This is a genomic window from Candidatus Thiopontia autotrophica (assembly GCA_014384675.1).
In the GTDB taxonomy this organism is placed as follows: Bacteria; Pseudomonadota; Gammaproteobacteria.
Genome location: JACNFK010000030.1, coordinates 1 through 26,898 on the forward strand (window position 1 = coordinate 1; position 26,898 = coordinate 26,898).

Sequence of the window (26,898 nt, forward strand, 5' to 3'; positions counted from 1 at the left end):
TGGCGCGCCCGGAAGGATTCGAACCTCCGACACCTTAGTTCGTAGCCAAGTACTCTATCCAGCTGAGCTACGGGCGCATGAGCGGCGTATTATATAGAGGGAATGAATCTAGTCAAGCGATTTGACCCGACCGCAATGACGGCCGGGGTTCTGTTGCGGCAAGGTTATTCAGTTACAGCTCTTGCCTCTTCACGTTTTTGGGCAGCCGCGGCGCGGCGCTCTTCAACTGCCTTCCGATGTGCTTCATAGCCGGCTGTTGGGTTGTAAGCTGGGGCAGATGCATAGTAGCCATACTGATAAGGATAGGAGTGGGTGTTCCATCCGGTATCACCGTAATAGTCACCTCTCCAGTCACCATCAATATCACTCTTCATATCTGTGTGAGCACGTCCGCTGGCATTGATGGTCATGCTGAATGAACCATCCATGTCGGTAGATCCGCGTCCGTGACCACGACCCCGACCGTCAGAATAACCGTAACCATCCGTGTTACCCCAACCACCCCAACTATCATTGTCTCCGCCAAACCAACCAGAAGCGCTGGAGGCAACCAGTGTCAGTACGATGACAGCGATTACTTTTCTCATAACTCTTCTCCTAACCTTGTTGACAAGAAACCACATCTAACGCAACTTGATAATATAAGGTAATACCAATATATCAAATTAGTTTTATTTGTAGCCGGTGGTTAGTGATAAGTTAAAGTAATCAGGGAGCATATTTAGGCTCCCGGCCAGAATGGCTTGTGGTGTTATCTCAGTGAGAGTGAGATATGGATCTCTCTTCTGCCCTGTCGATAAGAATATCCTTAATGGCAAGATAGATGCTACGACCCAACCATAGCAGTGAGATGACCCCTATGGAGCCTATGATGACTGCGTCTAAATTGTGTTGAATGATGCTCATAATATGTCTCGGTAGCTATTTCTATACAGGTAAATCCAGTACCAAAGATATTACAGAGCATCTGGTTGTGAATAAATACGTAAAAATACGTATTTTTATGTGGTTACAGAAACTCTTTTGTTTTAATTGTATACATTAGATACATAACATATCATGCTGATTTATTAAGTATAATGCTAATGGATTTATAACATGCAGCCTGTGCGACTGCTGAGGTCACAGCCACACTTGACCCATACCCAAAGGCACAGTCAAGAGATAAACCCGGAACACCAGGTTTGGAGTAAGAGACCTCCCCTTCCGCCGATGGATAGCGCTGCTGTTCAGTTGAGTAGACACATGGAATACCGAAACTACGGGTGGGGTTTCTTGAAAAGTTGTAGTTTCTACGTAGTTCTGACCTGACCTTTGCAGCCAGTGGATCATTTGCAGTTTTGGCAAGATCACGTATGGTCACCTTTGTTGGATCAAGCAACCCACCCGCTCCACCGGTTGTCACGATTTTGATCTTGTTGCGTTTACAGTGGTAGATCATCCTGGCTTTTACATTAATTCCGTCAATGGCATCAATTACGCAGTCATATCCACGCTCCAGGATATCTCTCATGTTGTCGTGATCAAGATCCTTCTTAACCGCATCACACCAACACTGTGGATTTATCTCCATGATACGTTCACGCATCACCTCAACCTTTGGGCGATTCAGCGTACTTTCCAGAGTGTGAATCTGACGATTTGAGTTGCTTCTGGCAATTATATCGCCATCTACCAGGGTAATCTTGCCAACTGCAGAGCGCGCAAGGCTCTCGGCAACCCATGAACCGACCCCACCAATTCCAACCACACAAATATGAGAGGTAGTAAGCTTCTCTAGCCCGCGTTCACCGTATACCCGCGATAATGCACTAAACCGTTCTGAAAAATGTGACATACAACCATGTTTCTGATGATGATCTGAGAGGATACCTGATCTTTCTCTTAAGAGGTGGTTTGATGACGAGATCTCTCTGGTATAATTTCGCTCAATATGAGAATTAAATTCAACCGTAACGACAAGGGTGAGCTATCTGATGGCGACATCCTTCAGGACAAACACCCCATCAAGGTGCGGGTAACCGATCTGGATATATCCTTCCTCTCACTGGTGTGGCTAGTAATGAAATTCATGGTTGCATCCATAGTTGCCACAGCCATTATCATGGTGATTTTAGTGGTTATTGGAACCGGACTAGATCTGGATTTCCACTCGCTGCAATCATTCCAGTTGATTCAATCAACGGCACCATGATGTTGTGCTAACACAAAAGCAAAGACTCTACGCTTTTACTACCCTCCTGCTTCTGCTACTGACTGCCATCTTCCTTGGCAGTCTTGTGTTGTCTGCCGTCTCTATTGCCGGGTTAGTTACGGTCTATTTTTTCGCCCCTAAAAAAGAGGAGACAATAGAGTCGACCAAGCCACCGGACAGAGGGAATTTATCAGAAGAGATGATGGTAGATATCTCTGAAGATGTCGCGGAGGATGCCGATAAGGATGCCGATGAGGATGCCGATGAGGATACCGACGATGTTACTGACGATACAGTTGAGAACATTGCTGAGGAGTCCTCACTTACAGAAGATCCAGAAACCTTTGCTGCTGACGAAGTTGGACAAGAAGATGATGACCGGTGGCTCTCCACCAGAGAGCGGGCAGATGCTCTGTTTGAGATTTGCAATATCCATGACCGTTTCCGCCTGACCCCAACAGAGCTCCCCATATCTCTGCTGATTGGGCCAGTCGAGCCTGTTGATGTTGAACATTTAACTGGAGAGCAGCTTGGTGAGGCTATCTCATTCAAGGAGGATATGGATACACTCTCCTCTACTTTTGGGTTTGCCGATCCGCAGATGCTTTTTGACCACCTTCTATATGGGAGCATCAGCCAAGATCGAGACAGGCGTATTAAAGAGCTGCTCAACAGCATTACCCCAAGAGTCATCGAGAGCAAGTCCATTCAGAATAGAGAGACCAGAGAGATAGTCTACAGCTCAATTTTTGATGAACTGGTAGCAGCCGGAGAGTTTCTCCCGTCCGAACGGAATGATGTTGTTGAGAAGTGGCACCAGGAATTTGTGGATATTCCACCAGGAGACGAGACGGATGAAGACCCAGACAATGGTGATTCTGCTGAAAAGATTGATACCGCGCTGGATAGCATCGACAAGAGTATGGCAGGTGATCCTCCCTCCCATACCCCGCAAAAAATAGAGAAGAGGCCTCAAAAAAAGGCTGTTAATCCAAGAGTAAAAAAGATAGAGAAGGCTCAAAAACTTGCGAAACGGCACGGCATCACTCTGGAAAATCTGATTCATACAGAAGAGACAAGCGAAGAGGAGAGTGACAGACTGCTGGATCTGATTATCTCAGCACGAGGGGATATTGGTGAGGAGTACTCCGGATATACCAATGACAGTGCTGCAGACCTACTGATTGAATCACTGCTCCGAGTCCAGTTGCAAAACAGGACAGTTGACCTCTACAAGAGCTACCAGCATCTGTCTGATTACGAAACCATAGAGCAGAATGTGATGGACTCTCTGGTTCAGGAGTTTGGCTCCGTTGTTATTAACAACCACCGCTCCTCTATTGAACAGAACCTGGAGTGGGCAGCCAACGATGACGGTTAGAAAAAAAATGGTTACCGCATTGCTGGTTGGGTCCATTGGCGCAGTTGGTAGTGGCCTCTATTACATCACCTCTCTTCTTGGAGAGGTCGCTCAGCTAAAGGGTTATAAGCAGAGCGCAGAACGACTACTTAAAAAAAACAGAAAACTGGAATCAAAACTGGAAAAGAGTCGTGGAGATCTGGATAGAGAGAGAAGACGGTTAGCAACAACAGAAGAGCGACTTAATTCCACCAGAAAAGATCTCGACAAGGCACATCACAAGCTTGCGAAGATTGAGGCCGATAAACCGAAGGGAATCAGAAAGATTGCCAAGGGCGCATCAAAAATACCGATTGTAGGATCTATCGCTTCGGTAGGCTTGATTGCTGCAGATGCTGCTCAAGCAGCGGAGGAGTGCTACAAGGATCCAGAGCAGTGCAAAAAGGACGCCTCCGCATTCTATGAAGAGAGCAAGAAAAGCGCAGACAAGGGCGCCGAGAGCGCCAATGTCTGGATTTCAGAACAGGTGGAAGATGTTAAGAGCTACTTCTCTGAAGATGCAGGAGCCAGATAGCACTGGCCTGAGAAGGTTGTCTCTTTCTCTTTGTGACCACGAATCCTCAGATATGGTGATGGATCATAATGAACAGCACCCATAACTTTTCCGCTTGAGGCTTCAATAGAGCTGGTCTCAATCTTCAGCACATCACCATCCACAATTTTGCGATAACGATAATTTGAATGGGTAGGAGTGATCTCCCACTCTTCGATAATGCGGTCACTGTTGTAGTAGGTGAGCGCAGTCACGTTCTTGCTGCTCTGGTCTGGAACAGTGACAGTTACATTGTCAGTATGCGTAACCTCGCCAGTACCCTTGTTGATCTCATCCATACTGCAGATTAGATCGGTTGCCATAGCAGTTGTGCTAAAGGAGCCAATTGTTAAAATTAGTACACTAGCTGTTTTTCTCATTTTTGCTCTCCTGATAAAGTTCATCCTCAACACCTTGAGGATAGTCCACATCCTGCTGTTTTGTCCACATCTTATAAGCAAATAGAGCAGAGACACCCATCTATCCCCTGCTGCTGATAGATCCACCCAGAGAGCACAGTGCCCACCAATATCCCTCCCGCATTGGCCATGTAGTAGCAGCCAACATTCATGGCCCCTTGTCGTGATCAGAGAGTGCCAAAATCATAAAATCTAAACAGAGTCTATCTGTTATATTCCTGTAACCGCCATGAAAACGAGTATACTTTGAAGGTCTATCAATAATGACAAGGAGATAACAGGGATGAGTTATACGCAGGAGCTGGTCGACGAACTTAATCTTCTAATGCAATTTGACCTGCACTCTACACAAGAGGGAATAAAGATCCACAATAGTGCCGGGGTAGGCATGGTTAAAGCGGCAGAGCGACTTCACAAAAAAGGGATAACCTCACAGAAGGATGGCGGCTACCTGACGGACTTTGGTATTGAGTGTGCCGAGAGAGCACAGACACTACATGACATGCTCTCCTAGGAGCACAACCCACAAGGGTTACTAACTCCCCACTGGGGTGGTAGCAGCGCAAGATCCTCTTCGATATCGATATCGGACAGTGGAGAGAGCTCAGCCCACTCCAGCCCAGACCTGTCGAGAACCATGCGGGTCGCCTCCATCACCTGGTCACTGCCCCACTCTATCCCCCTGAACAGGGTTGGCAGGTGGTCCAGAAAAGCTCGCCTGAGCGCAATCAACACATAACCACCATCCAGCGCAGGAATCACCACCGCCTCTGAGCCCTGCAGTGCGGCATGGACCGCCTGAAACTGCTTGGCATCCAGCTGCGGGCAATCTGTACCCACCAGGATAGCCATCTCACTCTCTTTCAGCGTCTGCTCAAATCCATGCAACATCCGCTCACCAATATCCGCCCCCTGTTGTCTGCATATCCCCAGGCCATGGTCCTGCTGCAGCTGCTGAAAGAGTGGGTGATATGAATCTGGGGCGCAATAGAGGGTAACCGGCCCCACCCCAGATAGCCGCGCCTCTTCGACTACATGGTTGATCATACGCTGCTGTAGTGTGGCTGCCCCCTGCTCACCCAGTGCCGGAATCAGACGGGTTTTTGCGTATCCTGGAACAGGAGCCTTGGCGAAGATAAGCAGTGGAGAGCTCATCGATACATTCTGGCTAGTCGCTGTGGTGAGACTCCCGCCCAGTAGCCAAAACGGAGACCCCACATCAGTAGGATCGTTTTTATCACCCCTCTCTCCTCCCAGCGTCGGCTGGAGGTCACCACCCTCTGCCGAATGCAGAGTGGGCGTCCCCTCTTTCTCAGCTCTCTGCTGATGGCAACATCCTCCATTAACGGAATCTCCGGAAACCCTCCAAGCTCCAGAAACAGGGAGCGCGAAAGAAATATCCCCTGATCCCCGGTAGCGATCCCGCTCCAGCATGAGCGCAGATTCATCATCATCTCCACTAATCTCAGTAGCATCCTATCTCCGCTCAGGCGCACATTAAAGCGCCCCCATAACTGTTTTTGGAGTGCCTGCAGTATGGTCTGATCACTCTCCTCCGGTACCTGCGTGTCTGCATGAAGAAACCAGAGCACCTCCGCTCTGGCCAGTTCCGCCCCCCTGTTCATCTGCAGTGCGCGCCCGACAGAATCCGATTTAACCCAGCGGTCGATATAGGGCAGTGAGAGCTCTCTGGTCTGGTCACTGCTGCCACCATCCACGACAATAATCTCAACTCCCCGCTCCCGCATCGGTTGCAGTGGCCTGAGTGTTTTCTCAATTACTGTAGCCTCATTCACTACCGGAATGATGATTGAGATTGAAGGTAAGCCCAATATCCTACCCTTGGCTAAGCGCCCCGCCACAACTGGATCCCTGACCAGCAGTACAGCCGTAGCAGTGCCCCGCAACCCGTATGGAGAGCTCTGAGAGATCATCATCCAGCAGATCCTCAATATGCATAACCTGCTCATCCCCGCTGCGCAGTGGAAGTTTCAGCATCTGGTTGAAGTCACAATCATAGATCACCCCCTGCCAGTCAACACTGACGAGTGAACGGCACATCACTGTAGATAGATTCTCATCTCGATGTGCGCTCTGCAGCAGCTCCATATAACCATCAAACTCTCCCTTAGAGAGGAGTCGGCTGCCAAAACGGTGGATAGGCAGATTGGTGATAGTTAGCAGCTGGTTGAAGATAATCCCATAATTATCATGCAGATGTTTTTTGTAATCCGGCTCCAGCGCACCCTGTGAAGGTGGAAGGTGTGCCCCCTGCGGGTTGTATACAAGATTCAGGATCTTGCCACCGGCATCGTCACCATACCCCAGTCTATTCAACCGCTGGAGCCCCCTGATATTTAGATTGAATGTACCCTTGCCTCTCTGTGCATCTACGTTTTCCTCTAGATAACAAGGCATTGAGGCAACTATCTCAACTTGATTGTCTGATAAAAACTGAGCCAGTTCATGCTGCTCAGGCTCCTCCAGTATAGTGAGATTACAGCGATCAATCACCCGTATGCCGAGACTGGTTGCCGCCATAACCAGCTTACGGAACCAGGGATTCATCTCAGGGGCACCGCCTGTGAGGTCAAGAACCTTAACCCCCCCACTCTCCAGCACCTGAATTACCCTGTCGACTGTATCCCCATCCATCATCTCGGTACGGTTGGGACCGGCATTGACATGGCAGTGGGTACAGCTAAGGTTACAGCGGTAACCCAGGTTAACTTGCAGGGTCTCTAGTGGACTGCGCTGAATTGGAGGGAAGGGGATCTCCTTCAGATGGGGATAACTATCGAGCATAATCTATCAGCAACAGCTTCCCTCGGAAGCATGCTCTCCACTACCATCTTCATCAAACGGCATAGCGGTACCACAACCATTGAAGATTCCGTAGTGGGTATCCCCGCTGCCAAAAAATTCGAAGTGGTCGGCAAAGCGGCTATCACGCAGCATTCTCCAACTGTTGCCGCAGACTGGCTCCACCTTGCCCGTCTCGAAACGGTGCCCCTTATCGAGCTCAAACAGATCTGGATGGTTCTCTACCGTCCCCTTGTAGATAACAGCCTGACCGTAATCCTCACAGCTCCCCTCCAGCTCCGGAATCTTGAAGAGTCGGTAGGTTGCGGAGTAGAAACGGTGTGTCCCCAGCATCTCCTCAATCTTCGGATTGTCGATAGTTAGTGGGCGATCCTCCACCAGACGCGGATCTGCAAAGCCATTGTTTTTGGCCAGGGTCAGAAAATCATTCCAGTAAAGGGCCCCACTGAGACACTCCCCATATAGCAGAGGATCCTTTACCAGCTCCTCCGGCACCCTGCGCTCCGAATAGACATCAGAAAAGTAGAGCTCACCACCTGGCTTCAGCACCCGCCACGCCTCACGCAACACGGCATCCTTGTCAGGGGAGAGGTTAATGACACAGTTGGAGACAATAATATCGAAGCTCTCATCCTCAAGCTCGAGCTCATCCAGTCTCTCGATATACCCTTTGCGGAACTCCACGTTTGGAGTGGAGTAACAGTAGCGGTCGGCATGCCACTGAATATGGCGCTTAGCCACATCCAGTTGCTCATCAGTCATGTCGACACCCACCACATATCCATCCTCACCGGTAAGGCGCGCCAACAGGTAACAGTCTCGCCCCGAGCCACTACCGAGATCAAGAATCCTGGCCCCCTCCAGCTGTTGTGGTGCCACCAGACCACAGCCGTAATACTTGGCTGATACCTCATCGTGAATATCAGCCATTGCCGCTTTTAGCCATGGTGGCATCGATGCATCTGTACAACAGGCATCAGTCTGTAGATCACTGCTGGTAACCAGAATCTGACCGTAATATTTCTTTACCTCATCATGCATAAAAACGTGCCCTTAAATTACGTAACAACCATTTCAGAATAGCCGTTAATCATAAAAGATGCGAGCGATCAATACCCCAGAAAAAATGATAAAAATGGTTTTACATGCATAAATCTCATCAATTAAAATGCAATCTCTACTAAACAAAGAAACGACTTAACGATAGAAAATATACCCAAGGAGGGTAACTAAATGGGAAACTATTTTTCCGGAATATTTGCACGATCACCGATCAATCCACTACAGACTCACATGGCCAAGGTTCAGGCCTGTATCTCGGAGCTAGAGGCGCTGTTTGAGGCGGCCATAGAGAGAGATTTTGATAGCGTTGCCGCCACACAAAAGAGAATCTCCGACCTCGAACATGAAGCTGATGACATGAAAAAAGAGCTCCGTATCCACCTCCCCAAAGGGATGTTTATGCCGGTCTCCAGAGGCGATGTACTGAATGTACTGGCGATGCAGGACCGTATTGCCAACCGCTCCAAGGATATTGCAGGAATTATCACCGGACGCAAGATGGAGATCCCCGAAGCTATGGGCCCACTTTTCATTAAGTTCATAAGCCGTAGTGTTGATGCCTCGGCACAGGCACAGGTCGCAATCAATGAGCTTGACGAACTGGTAGAGACCGGCTTCCGTGGCGGTGAGGTCAGACTGGTGGAGAAGATGCTGACTGAGCTGGATGCCATCGAATCAGACACCGACACAATCGAACGTGAGATTCGCGCGATTCTATTTGGCATTGAGAATGAGCTACCGCCTGTGGAGGTTATGTTCCTCTACCAGCTGATTAACTGGACCGGTGACCTTGGTGACCTTGCTCAGCGAGTCGGTAGTCGTCTGCAACTAATGCTTGCTCGATAAGGGAGAATGTAATAATGGATTATTCATCAACTTATCTGATTCTGGTTGCCATCTTTGGTCTCTTTATGGCCTGGGGAATTGGTGCCAATGATGTAGCCAATGCAATAGGAACCTCTGTTGGATCTCGTGCGCTTACACTTAAACAGGCAGTTGTAGTTGCTGCCATCTTTGAGTTCCTGGGTGCCTACCTTGCAGGTGGTGAGGTAACCAAAACCATCCGTAAGGGGATCATCGACTCCAATATGCTGCAGAGCATGCCAAATGGGGCAGAGATTCTGATATTCGGGATGCTGGCAGCGCTATTGGCAGCCGCTATCTGGCTACTGGTTGCCTCATACTTTGGCTGGCCGGTCTCTACTACTCACTCCATTGTAGGTGCCATCGTCGGTTTTGCCGCTGTAGGAATCGGTGTAGATGCGGTTCAGTGGAGCAAGGTTGGATCTATTATTATGAGCTGGTTTGGCGCCCCCATGCTGGCCGCATTGCTATCCTTCACCATATTCCGCTCGGTACAAAAACTGATACTCGATACCGACAAACCTTTTGAGAATGCCAAACGCTTTGTCCCCATGTATATCTTTCTGACTGGATTTGTCATCTCACTGGTGACCATCGTCAAGGGGCTTAAACATGTAGGACTACACTTCACCACTGGCACCAGTTTTCAGCTCGCAGTGCTGGCTGGGGTTGTGATCATGGCTATAGGTATCTTCTTTATTCGCAGAATTGAGGTTGATGAGGAGGCTGACAAGGATTTCCACTTTGCCAACGTGGAGAAGGTCTTTGCTGTTCTGATGGTTGTTACTGCATCAGCAATGGCATTTGCTCATGGCTCCAACGATGTGGCCAATGCAGTTGGGCCTATTGCTGCAGTGGTTGGCGTGGTTCAGAGTGGAACCATTGAAACCAAATCAATTATGCCAAGCTGGGTGCTGCTACTTGGTGGTATTGGTATTGTGATTGGACTGCTTACCTATGGTGCCAGGGTTATGGCCACTATAGGACAGAAAATTACGGAACTAACCCCCAGTCGCGGGTTTGCTGCCGAGCTTGCCGCAGCCTCTACCGTTGTTATTGCGTCTGGTACTGGCCTCCCGGTATCGACCACCCAGACCCTGGTTGGCGCTGTTCTTGGTGTTGGCTTTGCCCGAGGTATTGCTGCACTGGATATGGGCACCATTCGCACCATCTTTATGTCCTGGGTAGTTACACTCCCAGCCGGGGCGCTCCTCTCTATCCTCTTCTTCTTCTTCCTGAAGGGGGTCTTTCTGTAATTGTTAACGTTACTGGATCACAAAAAACCGCTCCTGGCTTGTGCCGAGAGCGGTTTTTTTATTCATACCTTTCCACTCCAGATCCGCACCAAACGGATCAGCAACAGGGTAATCGGGGTGCCGTGAAGGAGGAGGTCAAAGATATCCAGCGGTTTCACAAGCACTCCGTCCGCCAGCATCTTTAGTTTTTCTACCAGATGTGGTTCAGGGTGAGGAGGGAAAATTGCAGGCATAACCGCCAGCATCAATGCAATCAACACTAGATGACCTAGTGGTATCTTATCAATCCATTTCATTTTTTATTCGATATATCAATTAGTTATTTATCTATATTCCAGTATTTTAGAGCGTATGCGGATGAAGTCACCATCTAGTGCCGGCTGCCCGTGCCACCACTGAAAATCTGGGGAGTGGTGAACAACTCCAAGGCGGAGATTGTGCCTGTGTCTCTTCACCGAATCTAGTAACTCTTTCTGCTCCTGTTGAGGGAGATCTCCCCCCTTCCACTTGAGAAGCCATTTCGCCTCCAGCACCTTCATCTCACCCACCTCCTCCATCGCCTCTCCACTGGAGGCCAGGGTCTTCAGGTAACGGGTAGAGTGGCACTTGCCACATATCTTGGGATCACCATCAGCCTTGGGTTCCATAGCATGGTCTCCATCCGATAGATGGCAGTAGGCGCATCCCGGGGTACGGACTGAGACCGTGGCAAGCGGTTTGGTGAGATCCCAGCTGGACTCCTCCAGGGTGAGGATAACGCCATGTTTGGAGGTCTCGTAACTTCTCTGCTCTACACCAGTGTGACACTGGGTACAGCTCTGGTTAGCTCTGGAGCGAGCCAGGGAATCGCTATGGCTACTCCCATGACAGTCGCTACACCCTACACTGCCCGAGCCATGTCTGCCCTGACGATGAGTATTCACTATCTTTGCGGAGACCTTATGGTGGCACTCGACGCACTCCTGTTCGCCATATACCTTGTCCAGCAGGAACTCCTCCGACACGGCCTGGGTGGAAGTCCATACCATCCACAGAGCAAACCAGAGATATCGCATCAGTTATTCTCCCTGTTGTAATCGGTATACCTGCCTTCAAGCCAGAGACCATCATCTTGCGGATGTGCAGCACTCTCCTCGCTGGCAGACGAGCGTAACTGTTCCGCCCTCTTCTCGATACCATTCAGATCACGCTCCATGGCCTTGTGTGCCTCCTCCACACCCGCCGGATCGCCATGAGCAGCGGCCTTGTATCCATGCAGATTATCGAAGTACCACATCTCAAAATAGTCACGTTCGATGCCCGAGACATTGTAGAAGGCGGAGGCCTGCCCCTCAAAAAAACCTATATGTGCCCGTGGCCAGAGCTGGTCCATCTTGTCGAGCGGGTATGGCGGACGCTCACCCGGAGCAGGGGTAATCTTGTCATCGGAACGGAGATCTTTCAGCACCCCTTCCGCCCTGTAGAGCATATTCCACGCCTCCTTGCGCTCCTCATCCATCTCTCTCAGCCACTGCCGCGACTCCTCCTCTTGGTGGCAATCCATGCATAGATTGACCCAGCGCTCTCGCAGAACCTTGTTGCCAGAGGTATTGGGATTAATTTCACGGATACCGAATTTCCAGATCGATTTATGGGCAACCGAATGAATACCCTCTTCCATATGGCAGTAAGCACAGGTTGGAGCCTTGTAGTTTCCTTTTTTGAGTGGCTGATTCCAGTCCCAGTCACCACCCTCCTCTCTGTAGATCTTGCCATGGGCAGAGGCAAAGTAGGTCTTGTCATCTGGATGAGGGGGGCCTGAGTGGCAGGTAATGCAGGACTCGCTGCGCCGCGCCTCTGCCGCACTGAAACGGTGACGGGTGTGACAGGAGTCACACTTGGTGGCGACTGAGTGACACTGCAGACAGGAGAGTACCTCCGGTTTTGGCTTGTCTACAAAGTGTTTGGCATCAACTGCTCGCTCCATGGCCAGGGCGTGGCTGGGGAATCCATATTTTTTCTCATCCTCAACCTGGGTCAGCTGCGTGGTGTGACAGCCACCACAGGTTGTTGGGTTGGGGAGATGGAGGTTGCCATGATCATCCCCATGACATGCTGGACACCTCACAACCTCCTCCCCATTGGTGGGAGCAGAGTGTCTACTCTCTCTCCAGTCACGCACAATTCCCGGGGTTATGCTCTGATGACACTGGATGCACTGATCCCCACTGAAAACGGCTTTGATCTTGCTGTTTGCATTATAGAAGTTTTCCGGATCCCAATACTGCTGCATTGGATCGGGCTCCCACTCATTTGAGTAGAGGCCAATCCCGGTTCCACTACGGCTGCTCTCCAGCATGGTAAACCCGGAGGGGATGGCAATGGCCACCATGACCACGGCAACGATCACATAACGTGGCACCCCCCTCCAGCGCAGCAACCCGATCAGAATCAGTGCCGCAACAAAGGAGATGGCAAACCACGCCCAAGGACCATCAACACCACCTGATTGGGCACCTACTCGAACTGCCTCCTCTACTCCCCCCATCAGCACCAGATGGTCATCAGTATGGTGGGCCAGCAGAGCCGTTGGGGAAATGAGCAGTGGCAATGATCCAAGTAGGTAGCTACCATTTACCAGTCGTGTCGCAACTCTTGGCACTCTCTCAATTACAGGTCGCTCAAGCACACTTCTGTGCCGCTCGTCTGTGGTGCAACTACTCATAACCGCTCCATAATCTCTGCAGCCGCCCTACGCCCATCTGCAATGGCTGTCACCACCAGATCGGGGCCACGACTGAGGTCTCCGCCCGTAAACACCTTGCTGTTCTCTCTCTGCAGGGTCTCCAGCCATGGGGCCTTCTCCTTGACCTGACCAAAGGCAAGAATAATGATGTCACACTCCAGCAGCTCCTCAAGTCCGGCAATACCGACACCGGGGTCACCACAAAGACCATCATCCCTGGTGGAGAGGCTCATCAGTTTTACCCCACTGACCCTGCCATCCTCCCCAACAATCTCGGTCTGCGTCTTGAGGTAGAGAAAGTTCACCCCCTCCTGACTGGCCGCCAAAGCCTCCTTGGGGGCGGCACGAATCTCCCCCTCTGCCTTGCGACAGACTACCGTTACCTCAGCTGCCCGCTGACGCACGGCGCTACGAGCACAATCCATAGCAGTGTCGCCCCCGCCAAGAACCACAACTCGCCGCCCCTCTATCTGCCGGTTATTGGGATTGTCGGAATTCGGATTGGCATGGCGCAGGTAACTCAGAGAATCAAATACCCCCTCCAGATCATCTCCAGAAATCGGTACCGAGCGTGGTTTCTGTGCCCCGGTTCCGAGGAAGAGAGCATCTGCACTCTCTGCCTGAGCCCTGATCTGCTCAGTCGAACAGTGCTCCCCAAGATGGAAGACAACCCCCATCTGCTCCAGCATCTTGCGGCGATGAGTCAGGATTGACTTCTCCAGCTTGAATGAGGGGACACCGCTCAACAGCAGCCCGCCAATCTCCGACTCCTGATCATAGATCGATACTCCACAACCAGACGCTGCCAACTGCTCCGCACAGGCCAGGCCAGCCGGACCAGCACCTACAACCGCAACACTCTTGTTACCGAATTTAGTGATCCGGCTTACAGATGGCTTGATGGATATGGGGCTCTCCAGCGCCATATCAGATACTGCCCTCTCCAGTGCACCAATGGCCACCGCCCCTTCGGGCTCTGTTGCTAGGGTACATCCTCCCTCACAGAGGCGATGCTGCGGACAGAGACGGCCACAGATCTCCGGAAATGGATTGGTCTGGTGAATCACTGCCGCCGCCTCCTGAATCCTGCCGGCGGCAGCTAATCCAAGCCACTCGGGAATTTTGTTGGAGAGTGGACAGCCGTTCCGACACCCCGGAACACCACAATTTAGACAGCGCCCCGCCTGCTCCATAACCCATGAGATCTTCTCCTCTGCCTCTTGAGTCGCACCAATCTCATCCCAGTTACCAATACGCTCTGCTGCCGGCAGCAACTCTGGAAGTCTGCGTGGCAGAGGTGGCTGCGCCGTACGCTTGAGCAGATAATCTGCATCCTGTCTCAGACCGCTACGCAGCAGATTTCTCACATCCCTGAACTCCAGTGCATTGGTTGGGCAGGAGACCACACAGCGGCCACACCCCATGCAGTCCTCCAGATCGGTGACCCTCCCCTCCGCCTTGCCCTCCTCCCAGACCCGGATACCCATGTCACAGACCTGCTCACAACGCCGGCAGTCATTGCACTGCTCCTGCTCCATCTCTATGCCGTAGAAACCGGCATGGTTAAGTAGTCCGAAGGTTGCGCCGTAGGGGCAGAGGTAACGGCAGTAGAATCGATTACCCACTGCAGGCATTAGAAAGAAGGTTCCAAAATAGGTAAGTCCAACCATTGCATAGAACATGCCGACAAAGGTTACGGTCCAGGCAGATGGTGGAAACAGGGTGGCAACCAGTACTCCCATGTAGATTACAAAGAAGAACCACTTGCTGTGACGCAAGCGATGCGCCCACTTGCCACGAATAGTGCGGTCTCTAAAGGCATAGCCAACAGTCTCACGGACACCTACGCAGGGGCAGCCCCAGCCACAGACCACACGACGACCAAAGAGAAATACCAACCCCAAAACCAGGAAGAAGGTTATGGTCCCGGGCACGTGGATACTGGGAAAGATGGGCTGACTCCAGAGATAACCTACATAGGGTTCGAATCTGGGAATTAGCCACGGGATCAACCACCAGAAAATGGTGACCACAGCCACCAGCACGATCAGCCGTTTTCTAGTGTAGCTATTCTTCTCGGCCCAGATGCGCCACACCCCAAAACCGAGAATGATGGCGTATTCAGTATAGCGATTTAACCAGATTGGGCTCTCAAACCAGTAAAACCATGATTCATTTAGCCACCCCATCAAGGCCAGGGTGAAGGCCGCCATTGAGAGCCATTGAAAAAACCTGGGGTAACGGCCAGGCAGGGAGTCCTGTTCAGATACAGGACGTTCTACTGGCTGGTATATGATGGGAAATCTGTTACTTTCCATCACCACTATCCTGTCGCATACGTGTCACCACGCGCGGAATGAATGCAACCAGCGCAATCAATGCCAGTGCAATAACCCCATTCTGGATCATCGATTCACTCCCCTTCAGCGCCTCTCCTCCAGCATACCCCAGATAGGTGTAGGCAAAACATGCAGGAAGCATAAAGATCCAGCTGGCAACCACGTAGTGGAGAAACGGGATTTTGGTCAACCCCAATACATAGTTGAGCAGATTGAATGGGAAAAGCGGAACCAGCCTGGTGAAGGCGACAAAACGCCATCCCTCCTCTTCCACTCCTTCGAGGATTTTTTTCATCTTGCCTGCCGCCTTCTGCTCCACCCAGTCGGAGGCGACATAACGGGATACCAGAAAAGCAAGGGTGGCACCGATAGTGGCACCGGTAAGGTTGATCAGTGCACCAAAGATGGGGCCAAAGAGTGCGCCGCCAGCCAGAGTCAAGACTGTGCCCGGCACAAAGAGAACGGTGGCAACCGCATAGAGTACTATAAAAAATATTGGTGCCCAGAGCCCTGCCTGTTCAATCCAGAGTTCAATCTGCTGCTGGTTGATATCGCCACGCCACTGCCATGCCATGATCAGTAGTGCGACAAGAGCAATTATTAGCAGAATTTTTTTCATCTGTTATCCATTACTTTTTTAATGATTCATAAAAAGGCTGGACAAGCATCCGATCCAGCCGGTTATCACCAAAGTGGCGAAACTGCGGTAGCCCAATCTCCATCCCCTGATGCCCCTCTTCCGGTTGGGCAATGTAGGTTCCCAGCAGACGATCCCACCACGGAAGATTAAAACCGAAATTGCTATCCGTCTCTCTACGAATCACAGAGTGGTGAACCCGGTGCATATCGGGGGTAACCACAATCCAGCGCAACCAGCTATCAATGGATAGCGGCAACCTAACATTGCCATGGTTAAACATTGCGGTGGCGTTCAGCAGCACCTCAAACAGAATAACCGCTACCACAGGTGCTCCAATTAGCAGGATCACCCCAAACTTGATAACCATCGAGAGGATAATCTCGATTGGATGAAACCGTGCCCCGGTGGTGACATCGTAATCGAGATCGGCATGGTGCATACGATGCAACCTCCATAGTAGTGGAACTGCATGAAACAGCCTATGCTGTAGGTATATTGCAAAATCCAGCACCAGAAGCGCCATCACAATCTTGGTAACCACACCCAGATCAACCTGATTCATGAGCCCCCAACCCTCATCGGAGACGACCATTGCAAACCCTGCAGCGGCAACAGGAAAGAGCAGGCGCACCAACACGGTATTGATTGCTACTATCCCCAGATTGCTGCCCCATCGCACCCCACGCCCCATAGAGAGCCTGCGCCGAGGTGCAGCTAGCTCCCATAGAGCCATAACTGCAAAAATCCCAAGGAAGGCGGAGAGTCTTATAACGCTCTCATTCGCCTGCACCTGAAGAGAAAATATCTCAACCATCCCAGCCTCCTTGACAGTTTAAGTGAAGTAATGGAGTATTCATATAAATGTGCTCACATATGAGCAGTAACGCATACGATGATTTAACCACAGATTATGGAACAGGTCAAAAAGCTCTCATCACTTTTCAAGGTACTATCCGAACCCAATCGGTTGCGTATTCTCACCTCATTGGGGCTTGAGTGCAGGCCGGTATCGGCCGTGATTGCAGATACCGGATTGAGCCAGACCAACGTCTCCTTTCACCTCAGAAAGCTGAGAGAGATGAATCTGGTGCGTGGTGAAAAGAATGGAAGCTTCGTCTTCTACTGTATATCTGACCATGAACTGCTTGATCTGCTGAACCGTTTTCGGGACTGGAGCACAAAGGATTAGAAATCACGCCTGATCTCAATAAATAGGCGGTCATTGTCGCCCCAGTTGGGCGGATACTTTGCTGCGTCATACCAAATACCCCCACCAGTAGCCGACCAATTATCATCCAGATCATACGCGGCCGAGAGTCGTAGATAACCACCATCATCCAGGGAGCTGCCATTACGTAACAGCACTCCTTTAAGATGGAGGGTCTCATTGTACATTTCACGACTGTAGGCAAATACACTCTGCCAGCTATTCTCATCCACATAGTCGGTACCATCGACCAGAGAGCTCTCATAACTGTTGATATGTCGTCTCAACACCTCAAAGGAGAGCGTGGTGTCGGTGATACCGCGATACTCTCCACCCAATAAAATATCCAGTCGTGACTTCTCGGCTGCACCTGTATTGAAGTAGCGTAGTCCATCTATCACTGCCACCTCCCCCTTCCAGAGCCAGCTTCCCTCGGCAATATTAACCGCACCACCTAAATGATTTATCCGAGCATTTCTCATGACCGCTGATAAGCCGGTACCATCCTTATAAGCAGTACCATAGTTGAATCTTCCTCCATATAAGGAGAGGTCCCAGCCGCTGAAACGGCCCATGGCTGAGAGAGCATACTCTGCATCATCCAGCCCATCTCCTGGAGTGTCTGAAGGAACGGCATCACTGTCACATTTTGACTGTGTCGCCACCCCAGCCAGTGAATACTCACTACCGCATGGTGCCGACAGATTAGAACGGTTCTCTGGAATCAGTAATGCACTCCAGCGCCATAGGCCACTATAATAGTCACTCTTGACCATACCCACGGGACGACGCAGAGTCTCGATATCAACCAACCCAGGCTCACGCAGATCAATTGGATTGATAATATCGTTGACCCGTAGATAGTCGGATTGTCCCCATACCACAATCTGCCGCCCCACCTTGAGATCCAGGTCAGGGGTCAGCGACCCACGGATCCAGAGCTCACCAATCTCCTCGTCACTCTCATAGGTATCGAGCACCCCGCTGGTGTACTGGTCGCGTCCATTGATCTCGTAGGCAAAGTCGTAGCGCAGGAAGCCATCACCATGAAATTTCCAGCCATCACCAATCTCACTCTCTGCCTCAAGCCATAGCTTGGTGGATAGCCTGGTCAGGCGGTCACTGGTTGGGCTCTCACCAGCTATATTCCAGGAGCTACCGGCAATCCAGTGACCACGAATCCCCATCCCCTGCTCCTCATCCGTCCCGAACAGCCACGGTCTGGTAACAACTTCCATCTCCTCCTCTAAATCGACCACCTCCTCTCTGCTATCACTCTCAAAGCCATCCAAAACATCATCGATAGAGAGATCAACTCCCGGGTAAGGCTCATCATCAAACCCTTCGAGAGCCCCTTCAACTGCAAGCTCCCCCTCTTCGCTGACATCAAATCCAGCCAGAGCATCTTCCAGAGAGAGCTCATCCTCAGCTGCAGTGACTGTTGCTGAAATTAGCAGTAACGCCAGAACAAGACATCTGGACATTAGTCAGCGCCCTTCTCCAGACGTCGCACACTGAATATGCCTTGATCAAGGTCTTGATCATATTTAACACTGGAGTAACTAATGACCGTCTTATGCTGGGTTCTCTTCCCCTGCTTGGTGGTCATAGTTGTCTCCGTCGGGGTCCAAATACCGTCAATCTGCTCCAGCTTCTTTACATCAAGATAACGAAGTTTTCCCTTCTTCTCCAGCCAGCGTACTGCACGCACCACCACATGGTTATCCTTGCGCACAAAGACGACTGATTGCCTGTATCCAGTCTCCTTAATAATCTCTTTGGATTTTGGAACAGATTTAATCTGCCATACGGGATGACCCTTCACCTCGGTCTCTTTCATCAGGTTAAAGGTATAGTCATCAAGATCCGGATCGGTCATATCCGAGTAGTTGAAGTCCGACCCCATAAAGCTGCCGCTCTTGTCATCATTGGCGATGCGCTTGGTCTTGCGTAGTGCCGGCAGATAGAGCCACTGATCATCATCCTTGCCCGGCTCATCGTAGTCATAGGTGAGGAATCCACTGTTTTTTACATCAGAGGGGGAGAGAAAAAAGAGCAGGCTGTAGCTATCCTCACCACGGTCCTGTGACCACTTCTTCAGCTTGCGAACTCGCTCCTTTCCTCTCTTGTCGATTAGGCGCATCTCCATCTGCATCACTGCATTGTCCCCATCATCACGATCGTTGACAGCCTCCATAATCTCTCGTGCCGTAGGGGTAGCAAACGCTGCTCCAGCAACCACGGCAAGTAGAAGCAGAGTTCCGAGTCTAGTACCCCGCCCAGTAAATCCCCCATAATTATAACGGCCTAAATCGCCGATAACTGCGTTGGGAAAACTTGAAATATACGCATATTCCTGCGTTTTTCCGCCTTGTTCTCGACAATTTATGCTCGCCCTAATTACAGGGCATTTACTGGGCGGGGTACTAGCTATATTTTTCATGGTGTTACCCCTTGCTGTGGATTATTGCTCTTGCCGAATATCAGCGTCATCAGTGCGGGAGCAAGCAGTATGTCAGCCGCTAGCGCCAGGATAATTGCCAGACCGGTAAGTCCACCAAAATTGAATAGATTACTCATCTCGGAACGCATAAAGATAAAGAAGCCCAGACTAAGTACAATCGTTGTCACCACCATTGCACGCCCCGAGGTGTGGAGGGTGTGGGTTATAGCCTCTACAGTATCACCACTCTTGCGGTAGTAACGCTGGAAATTGTGCATAAAGTGAACCGTGTCATCCACCGCCAACCCCAGTGCAATACTTCCAATCAGCATGGTAAATGCATCCAACGGAAGCCCGGTCAACCCCATAACCCCAAGCACAATGGTGATCGGCAACAGGTTAGGGATCATGCTGATTAGCCCAAGTCGAAAATGACCAACCAGCAAAATCATCATCAAGGTGATCACAATCGCTGCGATTGAGTAACTCTTCACCATGCTGGTCATCATTGCATCGAGGGTACGCGCAAAGATCATCATCAGACCAGTTACACTGCTTTTCACACCCTCCCCAAAAGCCTCGTCCACGCGTTGCTGCACCTCATCCACAAGCTCCGTATAGGCACCAGCATCACGCCATGGAAGCCTTAGAGTGAGTCTGGCAGTTCGCAACTCGCTATCAACCATCTTCTCCAGATCATCAGATCCACTATTCTCAAACAGCAGCAGCTCCTGTGCCAACAGCCCCCGTTCTGTTGGAACCTTGTAGTGACTACTTCGATTTTCATTAAGAGCCTGGTTTGTCTCTCGCAGGATATCAACCACCGATATACGTTTACCGCTCCTCAGCTGACTATCTCCCTCGCCCAGGGTATCAAGGCCATCCTGCAGCCCTGCCAGACTGGCCATTAGCTCTGGATCGTAGAGACCCTCTTGCTCCCCACTATCGACCAATATCTCAACCGAGATAGTTCCACCCATATCACGGTCAATATGTTCTGTTGCCTGGCGAATCGGTTGACTCTCCGGGAACCACTTCAGCACATCATGTTTGAACTCCAGCTGGGTAATTCCGGCGATTGCAACAACAAACAGCAGGGCAGCGGCCAACACCACCTTTGCTGAGTGGTTCGTGGCAACTGCAACAGCGTTGTTTAGCAGATGATCCATCCGGCTATTGGTTGTGTTTCCCTCCTCATCGCCCTCACCGTCCTTGATTGACACAGCACGTTGTCGAACTGGAAGAATAGCCAGTAGTAGCGGGAGCATGATAAGTGAGTAGATCATGGCAAAGAGCACACCAATACCACCAAATATTCCCAGCTCAGCCACTGCACCCAGCTCGGCAGTAGAGAAAGAGAAGAGCCCCGCAGCAGTTGTCAGGCTGGTCATCACCACCGCTAGCCCGGAGTGACTCAGAGCAAACTTAATCGCCTCACTCTTATCACCATTACGATCATAATGGCGAAAGAAGATGGAGAGAATATGGACAGAGTCACCAATACCGACTGCAAGAATAAAGGATGGCAGAATCTGGGTTGTAAGCTTGAGTGGCACCCCGGTTGCAGCCATCATGGCAATGGTTGCCGCAAGAGAGAGGATAACCACAACCAGTGGAACCACTACCCCACTCAGGCGACGAAATAGCAGAAAGAGAAAAATAAAGATGATCGCAACCATGGTGAGGGTGAACTGACGCATATCACTCTGCATCGACTTCTTGAGGATCTCCATCACTACAGGTGATCCGGCCACCTCCATAGGGAAATCCTCTCCCCGGTACTGCTCCACCAGTTTCATTACCGCCTGGACAACAGCACTGTTCTCCTCATCAGTAAGGAAGGTACGTTCAGCAGACTCGGCAATCACATCTGCCTCATCGAATCCTGCACTCAATTCATCTGTCACCTCCTCCTCAGAGAAAGCCTGGGTCTCAATCACAATGGTAGTTACAGTTCCATCCTCAGAGATCAACAGGTTTCTGTAGAAGGGGTGGGCCATGGCCGCCTCACGAAGCTGCTCCATCCCCTCCGGGGTATCGGGAAACGCCTCCATCAGATCCTCTACCAGCAGCTCATCTTCCTTGCCGATGGTGTAGCGCACATTGACCAGACTGGTTACTTCATCGAGATGAGGAACCTGCTCCTCGAGATCGTTGTGAAACTGCTTCAGTTTCTGTAGAAATGAGGGGGCAAAGAGATCGGTAGGACGCAGTGAGATAAGCACCACCTCCTCACGGCCAAACTGCTCACGAAAGCGGTTGTAATCGAGCAGAACGGGGTCATCAGCACGGAGAAAACCCTCATTTGAGGTATCGATGGTGATCTTTGGCAGATTGGATAGCAGCAGTGCCGTCAATACCAACATGGCAACCAGGGTCACCCACTTCCAGCGTATCAGTTTGCCGGCAAATGATACGAAGCCACGTTCAACAGCTGCTCTATTCATCATGATGTTCCCAAGGATTTATTGTTATTTTGGATGATCATAACAGTGAATTGTTTCCGCTGTATTTCTGAAGTTATGGTGTCTACAGTAATTCTGTTTTTCTGAGACGCAACGCATTAGTCACCACCGTTACCGAGCTCATACTCATGGCAGCAGCTGCAACTACCGGGCTCAGCATCACCCCGAAAAGCGGAAACAGCACCCCGGCGGCAACCGGAATACCCAGAGTGTTGTAGACAAAGGCACCAAACAGATTCTGTTTTATGTTGCGCATCGTGGCTCTGGAGAGGGCGATCGACTCAACCACTCCCTGCAGAGCCCCTTGCATCAGGGCAATATCTGCTGCCTCAATCGCAATATCGGTTCCGGTTCCAATGGCAATGCCCACATCTGCTTGAGCCAGTGCGGGGGCATCATTAATGCCATCCCCCACCATCGCTACCCGCTCTCCCTGCTGCTGCAGAAGTTTGATCTGATCAATCTTTGCAGATGGAAGAAGCTCTGCAGCAACCTCATCAACCCCAAGCCCCAGCTGACTGGCAACTGCCTCTGCGGTAGAGCGGTGGTCACCAGTAAGCATCATTATCCTAATCCCCATCTGACGCAGTTGATCAAGTGACTCCTTCGCACCCTCCTTGATCGGGTCTGCAATTGCCAACATTCCGGCAATCTCTCCATCATGTGCCAGATAGATTGGGGTCATCCCCGCTCTGCCCCACTCCAGGCTCTTCTCTATCCACTTATGTAGATTGACACCGTGCTCCTCCATCATTACACGGTTCCCCAGTAACAGCTTCCTGCCATCGACCTCCCCGCTGACCCCCTGCCCGGTCTCACTGTGAAAACTGGTTGCACTCTCCGATGAGATGCCACGCTCCTTTGCGGCATCCAGTATTGCCGTGGCCAGTGGATGTTCCGACCCCATCTCCAGTGAGGCCGCCATCTCCAGCAGCTCATCCTCACTCCTATTAATTGCAGGCAACATGGATACAAGACGCGGATTACCCTCGGTAATGGTGCCGGTCTTGTCCAGTACAACCGTCGTCACCTCACCAGATTGCTGCAGGGCCTCCCCATTACGAATCAGGATACCCATCCCCGCAGCACGCCCAACCCCAACCATAATGGAGATTGGAGTGGCCAGACCCAGGGCGCATGGACATGCGATAACCAACACCGTCATTGCTGCAACCATTGCATAACTGAGCTGTGGCTCCGGCCCAAACCAGAACCAGACAATAAAGCTAAGTGCTGCAACCACCACTACAATAGGTACAAACACAGCTGCAATACGATCCACCAGACGGCCAATCTCAGGCTTGCTGGCCTGTGCCTTGCGTACCATATCGATAATCTGCGCCAGTACGGTCTCTCTGCCAATATGGGTTGTGCGCATCAGGAATGTGCCGGATCCATTTATGGTGCCACCAACCACCTCACTCTCGGCCTCTTTGCCAACCGGCATCGGCTCCCCTGTCAACATCGACTCATCAACATGAGAGGAGCCCTCAAGCACCACCCCATCCAGAGGAATCTTCTCACCGGGCCGTACCCGCAGGGTCTCATCCAGCCCCACCTGTTCCAGAGGGAGATCAATCTCCTCCCCATTACGAATTACCCGTGCAGTTTTTGGCTGCAGACCAATCAGCTGTCGAATGGCAGCCGAGGTCTTGCCCCGGGCACGGGTCTCCAGTGCCGACCCGAGCGACACCAGGGCAATAATTATGACTGCCGCCTCGAAATAGGCGTGTCTGGCAAGTGATGGCACTACATTGGGATAGATCACGATAACAGTTGAGTAGAGCCAGGCGGTACCTGTCCCCATCGCAACCAGGGTATCCATGTTTCCACGACGGTTCTTGAGGGTGACCCAGGCCCCACTGAAGAAGTGACCCCCCACAACTATTAACACCAACAGGGTGATCAGGCTAATACCAAGCCAGACAACCTTCCCCTCTTCAACTGATGGCAGGAATCCTCCCATCCCCAAAATAAAAAGAATCAACCCGATAGCACCTGCAGAGATTGCCCGCCACCAGAGCCGTCTATACTCCTGTAGCTCGCGGTTCTCCTTCTCCTCCTCATCTGCCAGACTGACCAGCTCTGCCGCATTGAAGCCGGCCCCCTTGATCGCCGCAATCAGCTCCTCAACCTCAACCTCTCCCTCAATAATTGCACTGCGTTCACCAAGGTTGACGGAGGCCGCCTTGACCCCCTCAACCTGCTGCAGTGCATCCTCGACTGCAGAGACACAGCCTGCACAGACCATTCCGGAGATGGAGAGACGTGTTTCGGTACTCATTTCAGCAGCGGCCTAACAAACCACTCAAAGTGGCGTTCGGAGAATGAGCCATTCTGGCTCATGGAGACAGTGCCATCCTGGTCTACCACAAACAGATACGGGATCACCCCGGTTTCATTCCCCCAGCGTTTCATCAGTGTTGGATGCTGTTCAGGGTCGGCAACCAGTACTGGATAGGTGATCTCCAGTGAGCGGGCATAATTTTTTACCTTCTTACCCTCATCAAATCCAATCCCGATAATCTGCAACCCCTGGGGGCCATACTCCTCCTGCAACTTGATAAGATGTGGAACCTCATAACGGCATGGTGCACACCAGGTGGCGAAAAAGTTTACCATCAGCACCTTTCCTCTCCATTCGCTCAGATTTCTCTCATTGTCGGCATTATCCAGCAGCACAAATGGTGGGAGCTCACTCCAGACATTCTTGCCATCAATCTTCTCTGCCGCTACCGACAGAGAGACTATTGATAACAGCAGTACAGCCCACAATCTTTTCATCTACCCATTTCTCTCTTTCCATATCCCGTAAACCTTGTCTGACCAGTGCGTCTGTATCCATGCCAGAATAGAATCAATCTCTTCTGCAGACAACACATCCTTAAATGGCGGCATCTGTCCCCCCAAAGGAACCCCTCCATCCCTTACAGTTTTTTGCAACAAACTCAATGGATGATGCCATGCATGTGCACTACCATCGAGCGGTGGTGGTGGATAATTCCCATTCTCGTCAGTCTCTCTCCAGTTTGGTATGGATGCAGCTTCTGGCCCATGACAACTGGCACAATGAGTTTGAAATAACGGGCCACCCTCTGCAACCTGCCTCTCTGTGTACCAACGACCACTGGCACCTGCACCCTTATCCTCAGATAAAAATGGTTGAGCCACAATAAACCCCAAAACGAGAACCAGCACAGAGAGTGCCAACAATACTTTTCTATTCATTTTCAGTTATTCCTACCAATATTTTCTAGTATAGATTATTTGTCTGCTGTAGCCATCGTATAAAAGAGATGATTCGGGTTACATCTCTCTTTTTTATCCCCTCTACTGGCGGCATATCGCCAAACTTCCAGTGATGGGCTTTAACTCCGCTCATGGCTGCACGGTAGAAGGCGTTGTCACCATGATGTGAAGGCTTGTAATAGTTATGTATCAATGGCGGCCCCTGCTCCGTTCCCCGCGCCCACTCTCCGTGACACTGAGAACAGTTCTGTTTGAACTTACCCATTCCAACTGCCTGCTTGAATGGAACTCTAGTTCCATTATCAGTAGTTGCTGCACTGAGAACAGATGAAATTGTCAATAATATTGCCACTAAAGTCAGCTGTTTAATCATCATAAAATACCTCCCTGTTTCTGTTTTACTTAATAACACCAGCTTGCTGCTGTTCCTCTCTTACAAATGCCACAATATCTCCCACCTGTTCAGGAGAGATGCCAGTCAACATCGGCATGTCTCCATATTTCCAGTGGTGCTGCCTTACCCCATTTTTTACTGCGTGGAAGAACGCAAGATCCGCATGATGAGAAGGCGCATATGTACGGTCAAGCAGTGGTGGCCCCTCTGGACCACCATTCAATGCTGACCCATGACAGCGCGCACAGACCGCCTGATAACTAGCCTTACCATCTACCACACTGGCCTGATAACCAATGGCAGGAAGGAAGTTGCGTGCACGTACTTTTTCTGGATCCAGAAAATCACAGGCCGACAGAAGAATTGCTGAGAGAAGCAGCACAACAATCTTAACCATTAATATGAGGTCCTAATGTTTACCTTTTCACATAAACCGTAATCTTTTTGGATACCAGGTTCTCAAAATGGGTATGCTCTTCATCAGCCACAATCAACTGCAAGGTATGCTCACCTGGAGAGAGCTCAAGCGTGGTCTCACGCTCTCCTGCAGAAAATCGCAGATGCTTGTCTGATTCCATCATCGGCTCATCAAGTGTTGGAATGGCATCCGTATCCACCATCAGATGAAAGTGTCCGCTATTGTGTTTGTCTACGCCAGCCGGTGCAATCTTCACCTCAGGAGCTGAAAATATAACCTTGAATGGACTCTCTACCACTGCAAGATTTTGTGGGCTAGCAATGGCCACACGTTCACCACGTTCATAACTGCCGTGCGCGAGAACTGAACCACTCACCAAAGTCGCTATCATCATTGGTGTAATTACTATTTTTCCATATTTCATTTCTGGTTGATTCCTCTGGTCTGT

General features: G+C 50.8%; 30 protein-coding genes and 1 tRNA gene. 7 read left to right on the forward strand and 24 right to left on the reverse strand.

The genetic code is table 11. From position 1 onward, the window contains the following. The 4 genes from H8D24_05925 to H8D24_05940 all read right to left on the reverse strand — a co-directional run bounded on the left by H8D24_05925 (position 1) and on the right by H8D24_05940 (position 1,837). Positions 1–77 (reverse strand) — tRNA-Arg (locus H8D24_05925). 87 nt (positions 78–164) lie between these two features. Next, positions 165–587, reverse strand: coding sequence for a sulfur globule family protein (locus H8D24_05930; GenBank protein MBC8519925.1), 423 nt, complete (start codon positions 585–587; stop codon positions 165–167). A gap of 169 nt (positions 588–756) precedes the next feature. Next, positions 757–906, reverse strand: a complete 150-nt coding sequence (locus H8D24_05935) for a hypothetical protein (GenBank protein MBC8519926.1) — start codon at positions 904–906, stop codon at positions 757–759. Between the two features lie 151 nt (positions 907–1,057). Continuing rightward, positions 1,058–1,837 (reverse strand): tRNA threonylcarbamoyladenosine dehydratase, encoded by a 780-nt coding sequence (locus tag H8D24_05940; GenBank protein ID MBC8519927.1) that lies wholly within the window; start codon positions 1,835–1,837, stop codon positions 1,058–1,060. Positions 1,838–1,933: 96 nt separating this feature from the next. On the opposite strand from H8D24_05940, the gene H8D24_05945 reads away from it, so the two are divergent. From H8D24_05945 to H8D24_05955, 3 genes are read left to right on the forward strand one after another with little or no spacing between them, the layout of a single operon-like run. Further along, entirely contained in the window at positions 1,934–2,194 is a 261-nt protein-coding gene (locus H8D24_05945) for a hypothetical protein (protein MBC8519928.1), read from the forward strand. Between the two features lie 4 nt (positions 2,195–2,198). Further along, positions 2,199–3,575 (forward strand): hypothetical protein, encoded by a 1,377-nt coding sequence (locus H8D24_05950; GenBank protein MBC8519929.1) that lies wholly within the window; start codon positions 2,199–2,201, stop codon positions 3,573–3,575. Further along, positions 3,565–4,128, forward strand: coding sequence for a transposase (locus H8D24_05955; GenBank protein ID MBC8519930.1), 564 nt, complete (start codon positions 3,565–3,567; stop codon positions 4,126–4,128). Before H8D24_05950 ends, H8D24_05955 begins: the two co-directional genes overlap by 11 nt. Here H8D24_05955 and H8D24_05960 read toward each other — a convergent pair. Beyond that, positions 4,098–4,526, reverse strand: a complete 429-nt coding sequence (locus H8D24_05960) for a hypothetical protein (GenBank protein MBC8519931.1) — start codon at positions 4,524–4,526, stop codon at positions 4,098–4,100. The genes H8D24_05955 and H8D24_05960 overlap by 31 nt on opposite strands. Before the next feature lie 322 nt (positions 4,527–4,848). On the opposite strand from H8D24_05960, the gene H8D24_05965 reads away from it, so the two are divergent. Then, a complete protein-coding gene (locus H8D24_05965; protein MBC8519932.1) occupies positions 4,849–5,079 on the forward strand; it encodes a TIGR02647 family protein in 231 nt (76 codons plus the stop codon). Here the strand turns inward: H8D24_05965 and H8D24_05970 are convergent. From H8D24_05970 to H8D24_05985, 4 genes are read right to left on the reverse strand one after another with little or no spacing between them, the layout of a single operon-like run. Continuing rightward, entirely contained in the window at positions 5,076–5,720 is a 645-nt protein-coding gene (locus tag H8D24_05970; protein MBC8519933.1) for a TIGR04282 family arsenosugar biosynthesis glycosyltransferase, read from the reverse strand. The genes H8D24_05965 and H8D24_05970 overlap by 4 nt on opposite strands. Then, positions 5,717–6,499, reverse strand: coding sequence for a TIGR04283 family arsenosugar biosynthesis glycosyltransferase (locus H8D24_05975; GenBank protein MBC8519934.1), 783 nt, complete (start codon positions 6,497–6,499; stop codon positions 5,717–5,719). Before H8D24_05975 ends, H8D24_05970 begins: the two co-directional genes overlap by 4 nt. Further along, a complete protein-coding gene (arsS, locus tag H8D24_05980) occupies positions 6,402–7,370 on the reverse strand; it encodes an arsenosugar biosynthesis radical SAM protein ArsS (GenBank protein MBC8519935.1) in 969 nt (322 codons plus the stop codon). Before arsS ends, H8D24_05975 begins: the two co-directional genes overlap by 98 nt. A 6-nt stretch (positions 7,371–7,376) precedes the next feature. Beyond that, positions 7,377–8,429, reverse strand: coding sequence for a methyltransferase domain-containing protein (locus H8D24_05985; GenBank protein MBC8519936.1), 1,053 nt, complete (start codon positions 8,427–8,429; stop codon positions 7,377–7,379). A 192-nt stretch (positions 8,430–8,621) separates the two neighbouring features. Here H8D24_05985 and H8D24_05990 point away from each other — a divergent pair, with 192 nt between their 5' ends. Then, positions 8,622–9,296 carry a TIGR00153 family protein gene (locus H8D24_05990; protein ID MBC8519937.1) on the forward strand — a complete coding sequence of 225 codons (675 nt, stop codon included), beginning with the start codon at positions 8,622–8,624 and terminating at the stop codon, positions 9,294–9,296. A gap of 14 nt (positions 9,297–9,310) precedes the next feature. Further along, positions 9,311–10,570, forward strand: coding sequence for an inorganic phosphate transporter (locus H8D24_05995; protein ID MBC8519938.1), 1,260 nt, complete (start codon positions 9,311–9,313; stop codon positions 10,568–10,570). Positions 10,571–10,632: 62 nt separating this feature from the next. Here the strand turns inward: H8D24_05995 and H8D24_06000 are convergent, their stop codons facing one another. The 6 genes from H8D24_06000 to H8D24_06025 form a co-directional block, all read right to left on the reverse strand. Then, positions 10,633–10,866, reverse strand: coding sequence for an RND transporter (locus H8D24_06000; GenBank protein MBC8519939.1), 234 nt, complete (start codon positions 10,864–10,866; stop codon positions 10,633–10,635). 27 nt (positions 10,867–10,893) lie between these two features. After that, a complete protein-coding gene (locus tag H8D24_06005; protein MBC8519940.1) occupies positions 10,894–11,625 on the reverse strand; it encodes a cytochrome c3 family protein in 732 nt (243 codons plus the stop codon). Continuing rightward, entirely contained in the window at positions 11,625–12,971 is a 1,347-nt protein-coding gene (locus H8D24_06010; protein ID MBC8519941.1) for a hydroxylamine oxidoreductase, read from the reverse strand. The genes H8D24_06005 and H8D24_06010 overlap by 1 nt, the downstream gene beginning before the upstream one ends. Positions 12,972–13,270: 299 nt before the next feature. Beyond that, entirely contained in the window at positions 13,271–15,613 is a 2,343-nt protein-coding gene (locus tag H8D24_06015; GenBank protein ID MBC8519942.1) for an FAD-dependent oxidoreductase, read from the reverse strand. After that, positions 15,603–16,253 (reverse strand): TVP38/TMEM64 family protein, encoded by a 651-nt coding sequence (locus tag H8D24_06020; protein MBC8519943.1) that lies wholly within the window; start codon positions 16,251–16,253, stop codon positions 15,603–15,605. Before H8D24_06020 ends, H8D24_06015 begins: the two co-directional genes overlap by 11 nt. Before the next feature lie 10 nt (positions 16,254–16,263). Further along, positions 16,264–17,088, reverse strand: a complete 825-nt coding sequence (locus H8D24_06025; protein ID MBC8519944.1) for a sterol desaturase family protein — start codon at positions 17,086–17,088, stop codon at positions 16,264–16,266. 96 nt (positions 17,089–17,184) lie between these two features. Between H8D24_06025 and H8D24_06030 the strand changes: the two genes are divergently transcribed. Beyond that, positions 17,185–17,463, forward strand: coding sequence for a winged helix-turn-helix transcriptional regulator (locus tag H8D24_06030; GenBank protein MBC8519945.1), 279 nt, complete (start codon positions 17,185–17,187; stop codon positions 17,461–17,463). Here the strand turns inward: H8D24_06030 and H8D24_06035 are convergent. From H8D24_06035 to H8D24_06075, 9 genes are all read right to left on the reverse strand, one after another. Then, on the reverse strand, positions 17,460–18,965 hold the full coding sequence (locus H8D24_06035) for a hypothetical protein (GenBank protein MBC8519946.1): 1,506 nt from the start codon (positions 18,963–18,965) through the stop codon (positions 17,460–17,462). The genes H8D24_06030 and H8D24_06035 overlap by 4 nt on opposite strands. Next, positions 18,965–19,678, reverse strand: coding sequence for an outer membrane lipoprotein-sorting protein (locus tag H8D24_06040; protein MBC8519947.1), 714 nt, complete (start codon positions 19,676–19,678; stop codon positions 18,965–18,967). The genes H8D24_06035 and H8D24_06040 overlap by 1 nt, the downstream gene beginning before the upstream one ends. Before the next feature lie 242 nt (positions 19,679–19,920). After that, entirely contained in the window at positions 19,921–22,374 is a 2,454-nt protein-coding gene (locus tag H8D24_06045) for an MMPL family transporter (GenBank protein ID MBC8519948.1), read from the reverse strand. Between the two features lie 79 nt (positions 22,375–22,453). Continuing rightward, positions 22,454–24,640: a copper-translocating P-type ATPase gene (locus tag H8D24_06050; protein MBC8519949.1), complete on the reverse strand. Its 2,187-nt coding sequence runs from the start codon at positions 24,638–24,640 to the stop codon at positions 22,454–22,456. Between the two features lie 29 nt (positions 24,641–24,669). After that, positions 24,670–25,173: a TlpA family protein disulfide reductase gene (locus H8D24_06055; GenBank protein MBC8519950.1), complete on the reverse strand. Its 504-nt coding sequence runs from the start codon at positions 25,171–25,173 to the stop codon at positions 24,670–24,672. Continuing rightward, the gene (locus H8D24_06060; protein MBC8519951.1) at positions 25,174–25,617 is read right to left on the reverse strand and encodes a cytochrome c; all 444 of its coding nucleotides are present in this window, start codon (positions 25,615–25,617) and stop codon (positions 25,174–25,176) included. A gap of 25 nt (positions 25,618–25,642) precedes the next feature. Then, a complete protein-coding gene (locus H8D24_06065) occupies positions 25,643–26,014 on the reverse strand; it encodes a cytochrome c (GenBank protein ID MBC8519952.1) in 372 nt (123 codons plus the stop codon). A 22-nt stretch (positions 26,015–26,036) separates the two neighbouring features. Then, complete coding sequence (locus H8D24_06070) at positions 26,037–26,429, reverse strand: cytochrome c (protein MBC8519953.1); 393 nt, start codon at positions 26,427–26,429, stop codon at positions 26,037–26,039. Between the two features lie 19 nt (positions 26,430–26,448). Then, positions 26,449–26,874: a DUF4399 domain-containing protein gene (locus tag H8D24_06075; GenBank protein MBC8519954.1), complete on the reverse strand. Its 426-nt coding sequence runs from the start codon at positions 26,872–26,874 to the stop codon at positions 26,449–26,451. Between the last annotated feature and the right edge of the window lie 24 nt (positions 26,875–26,898).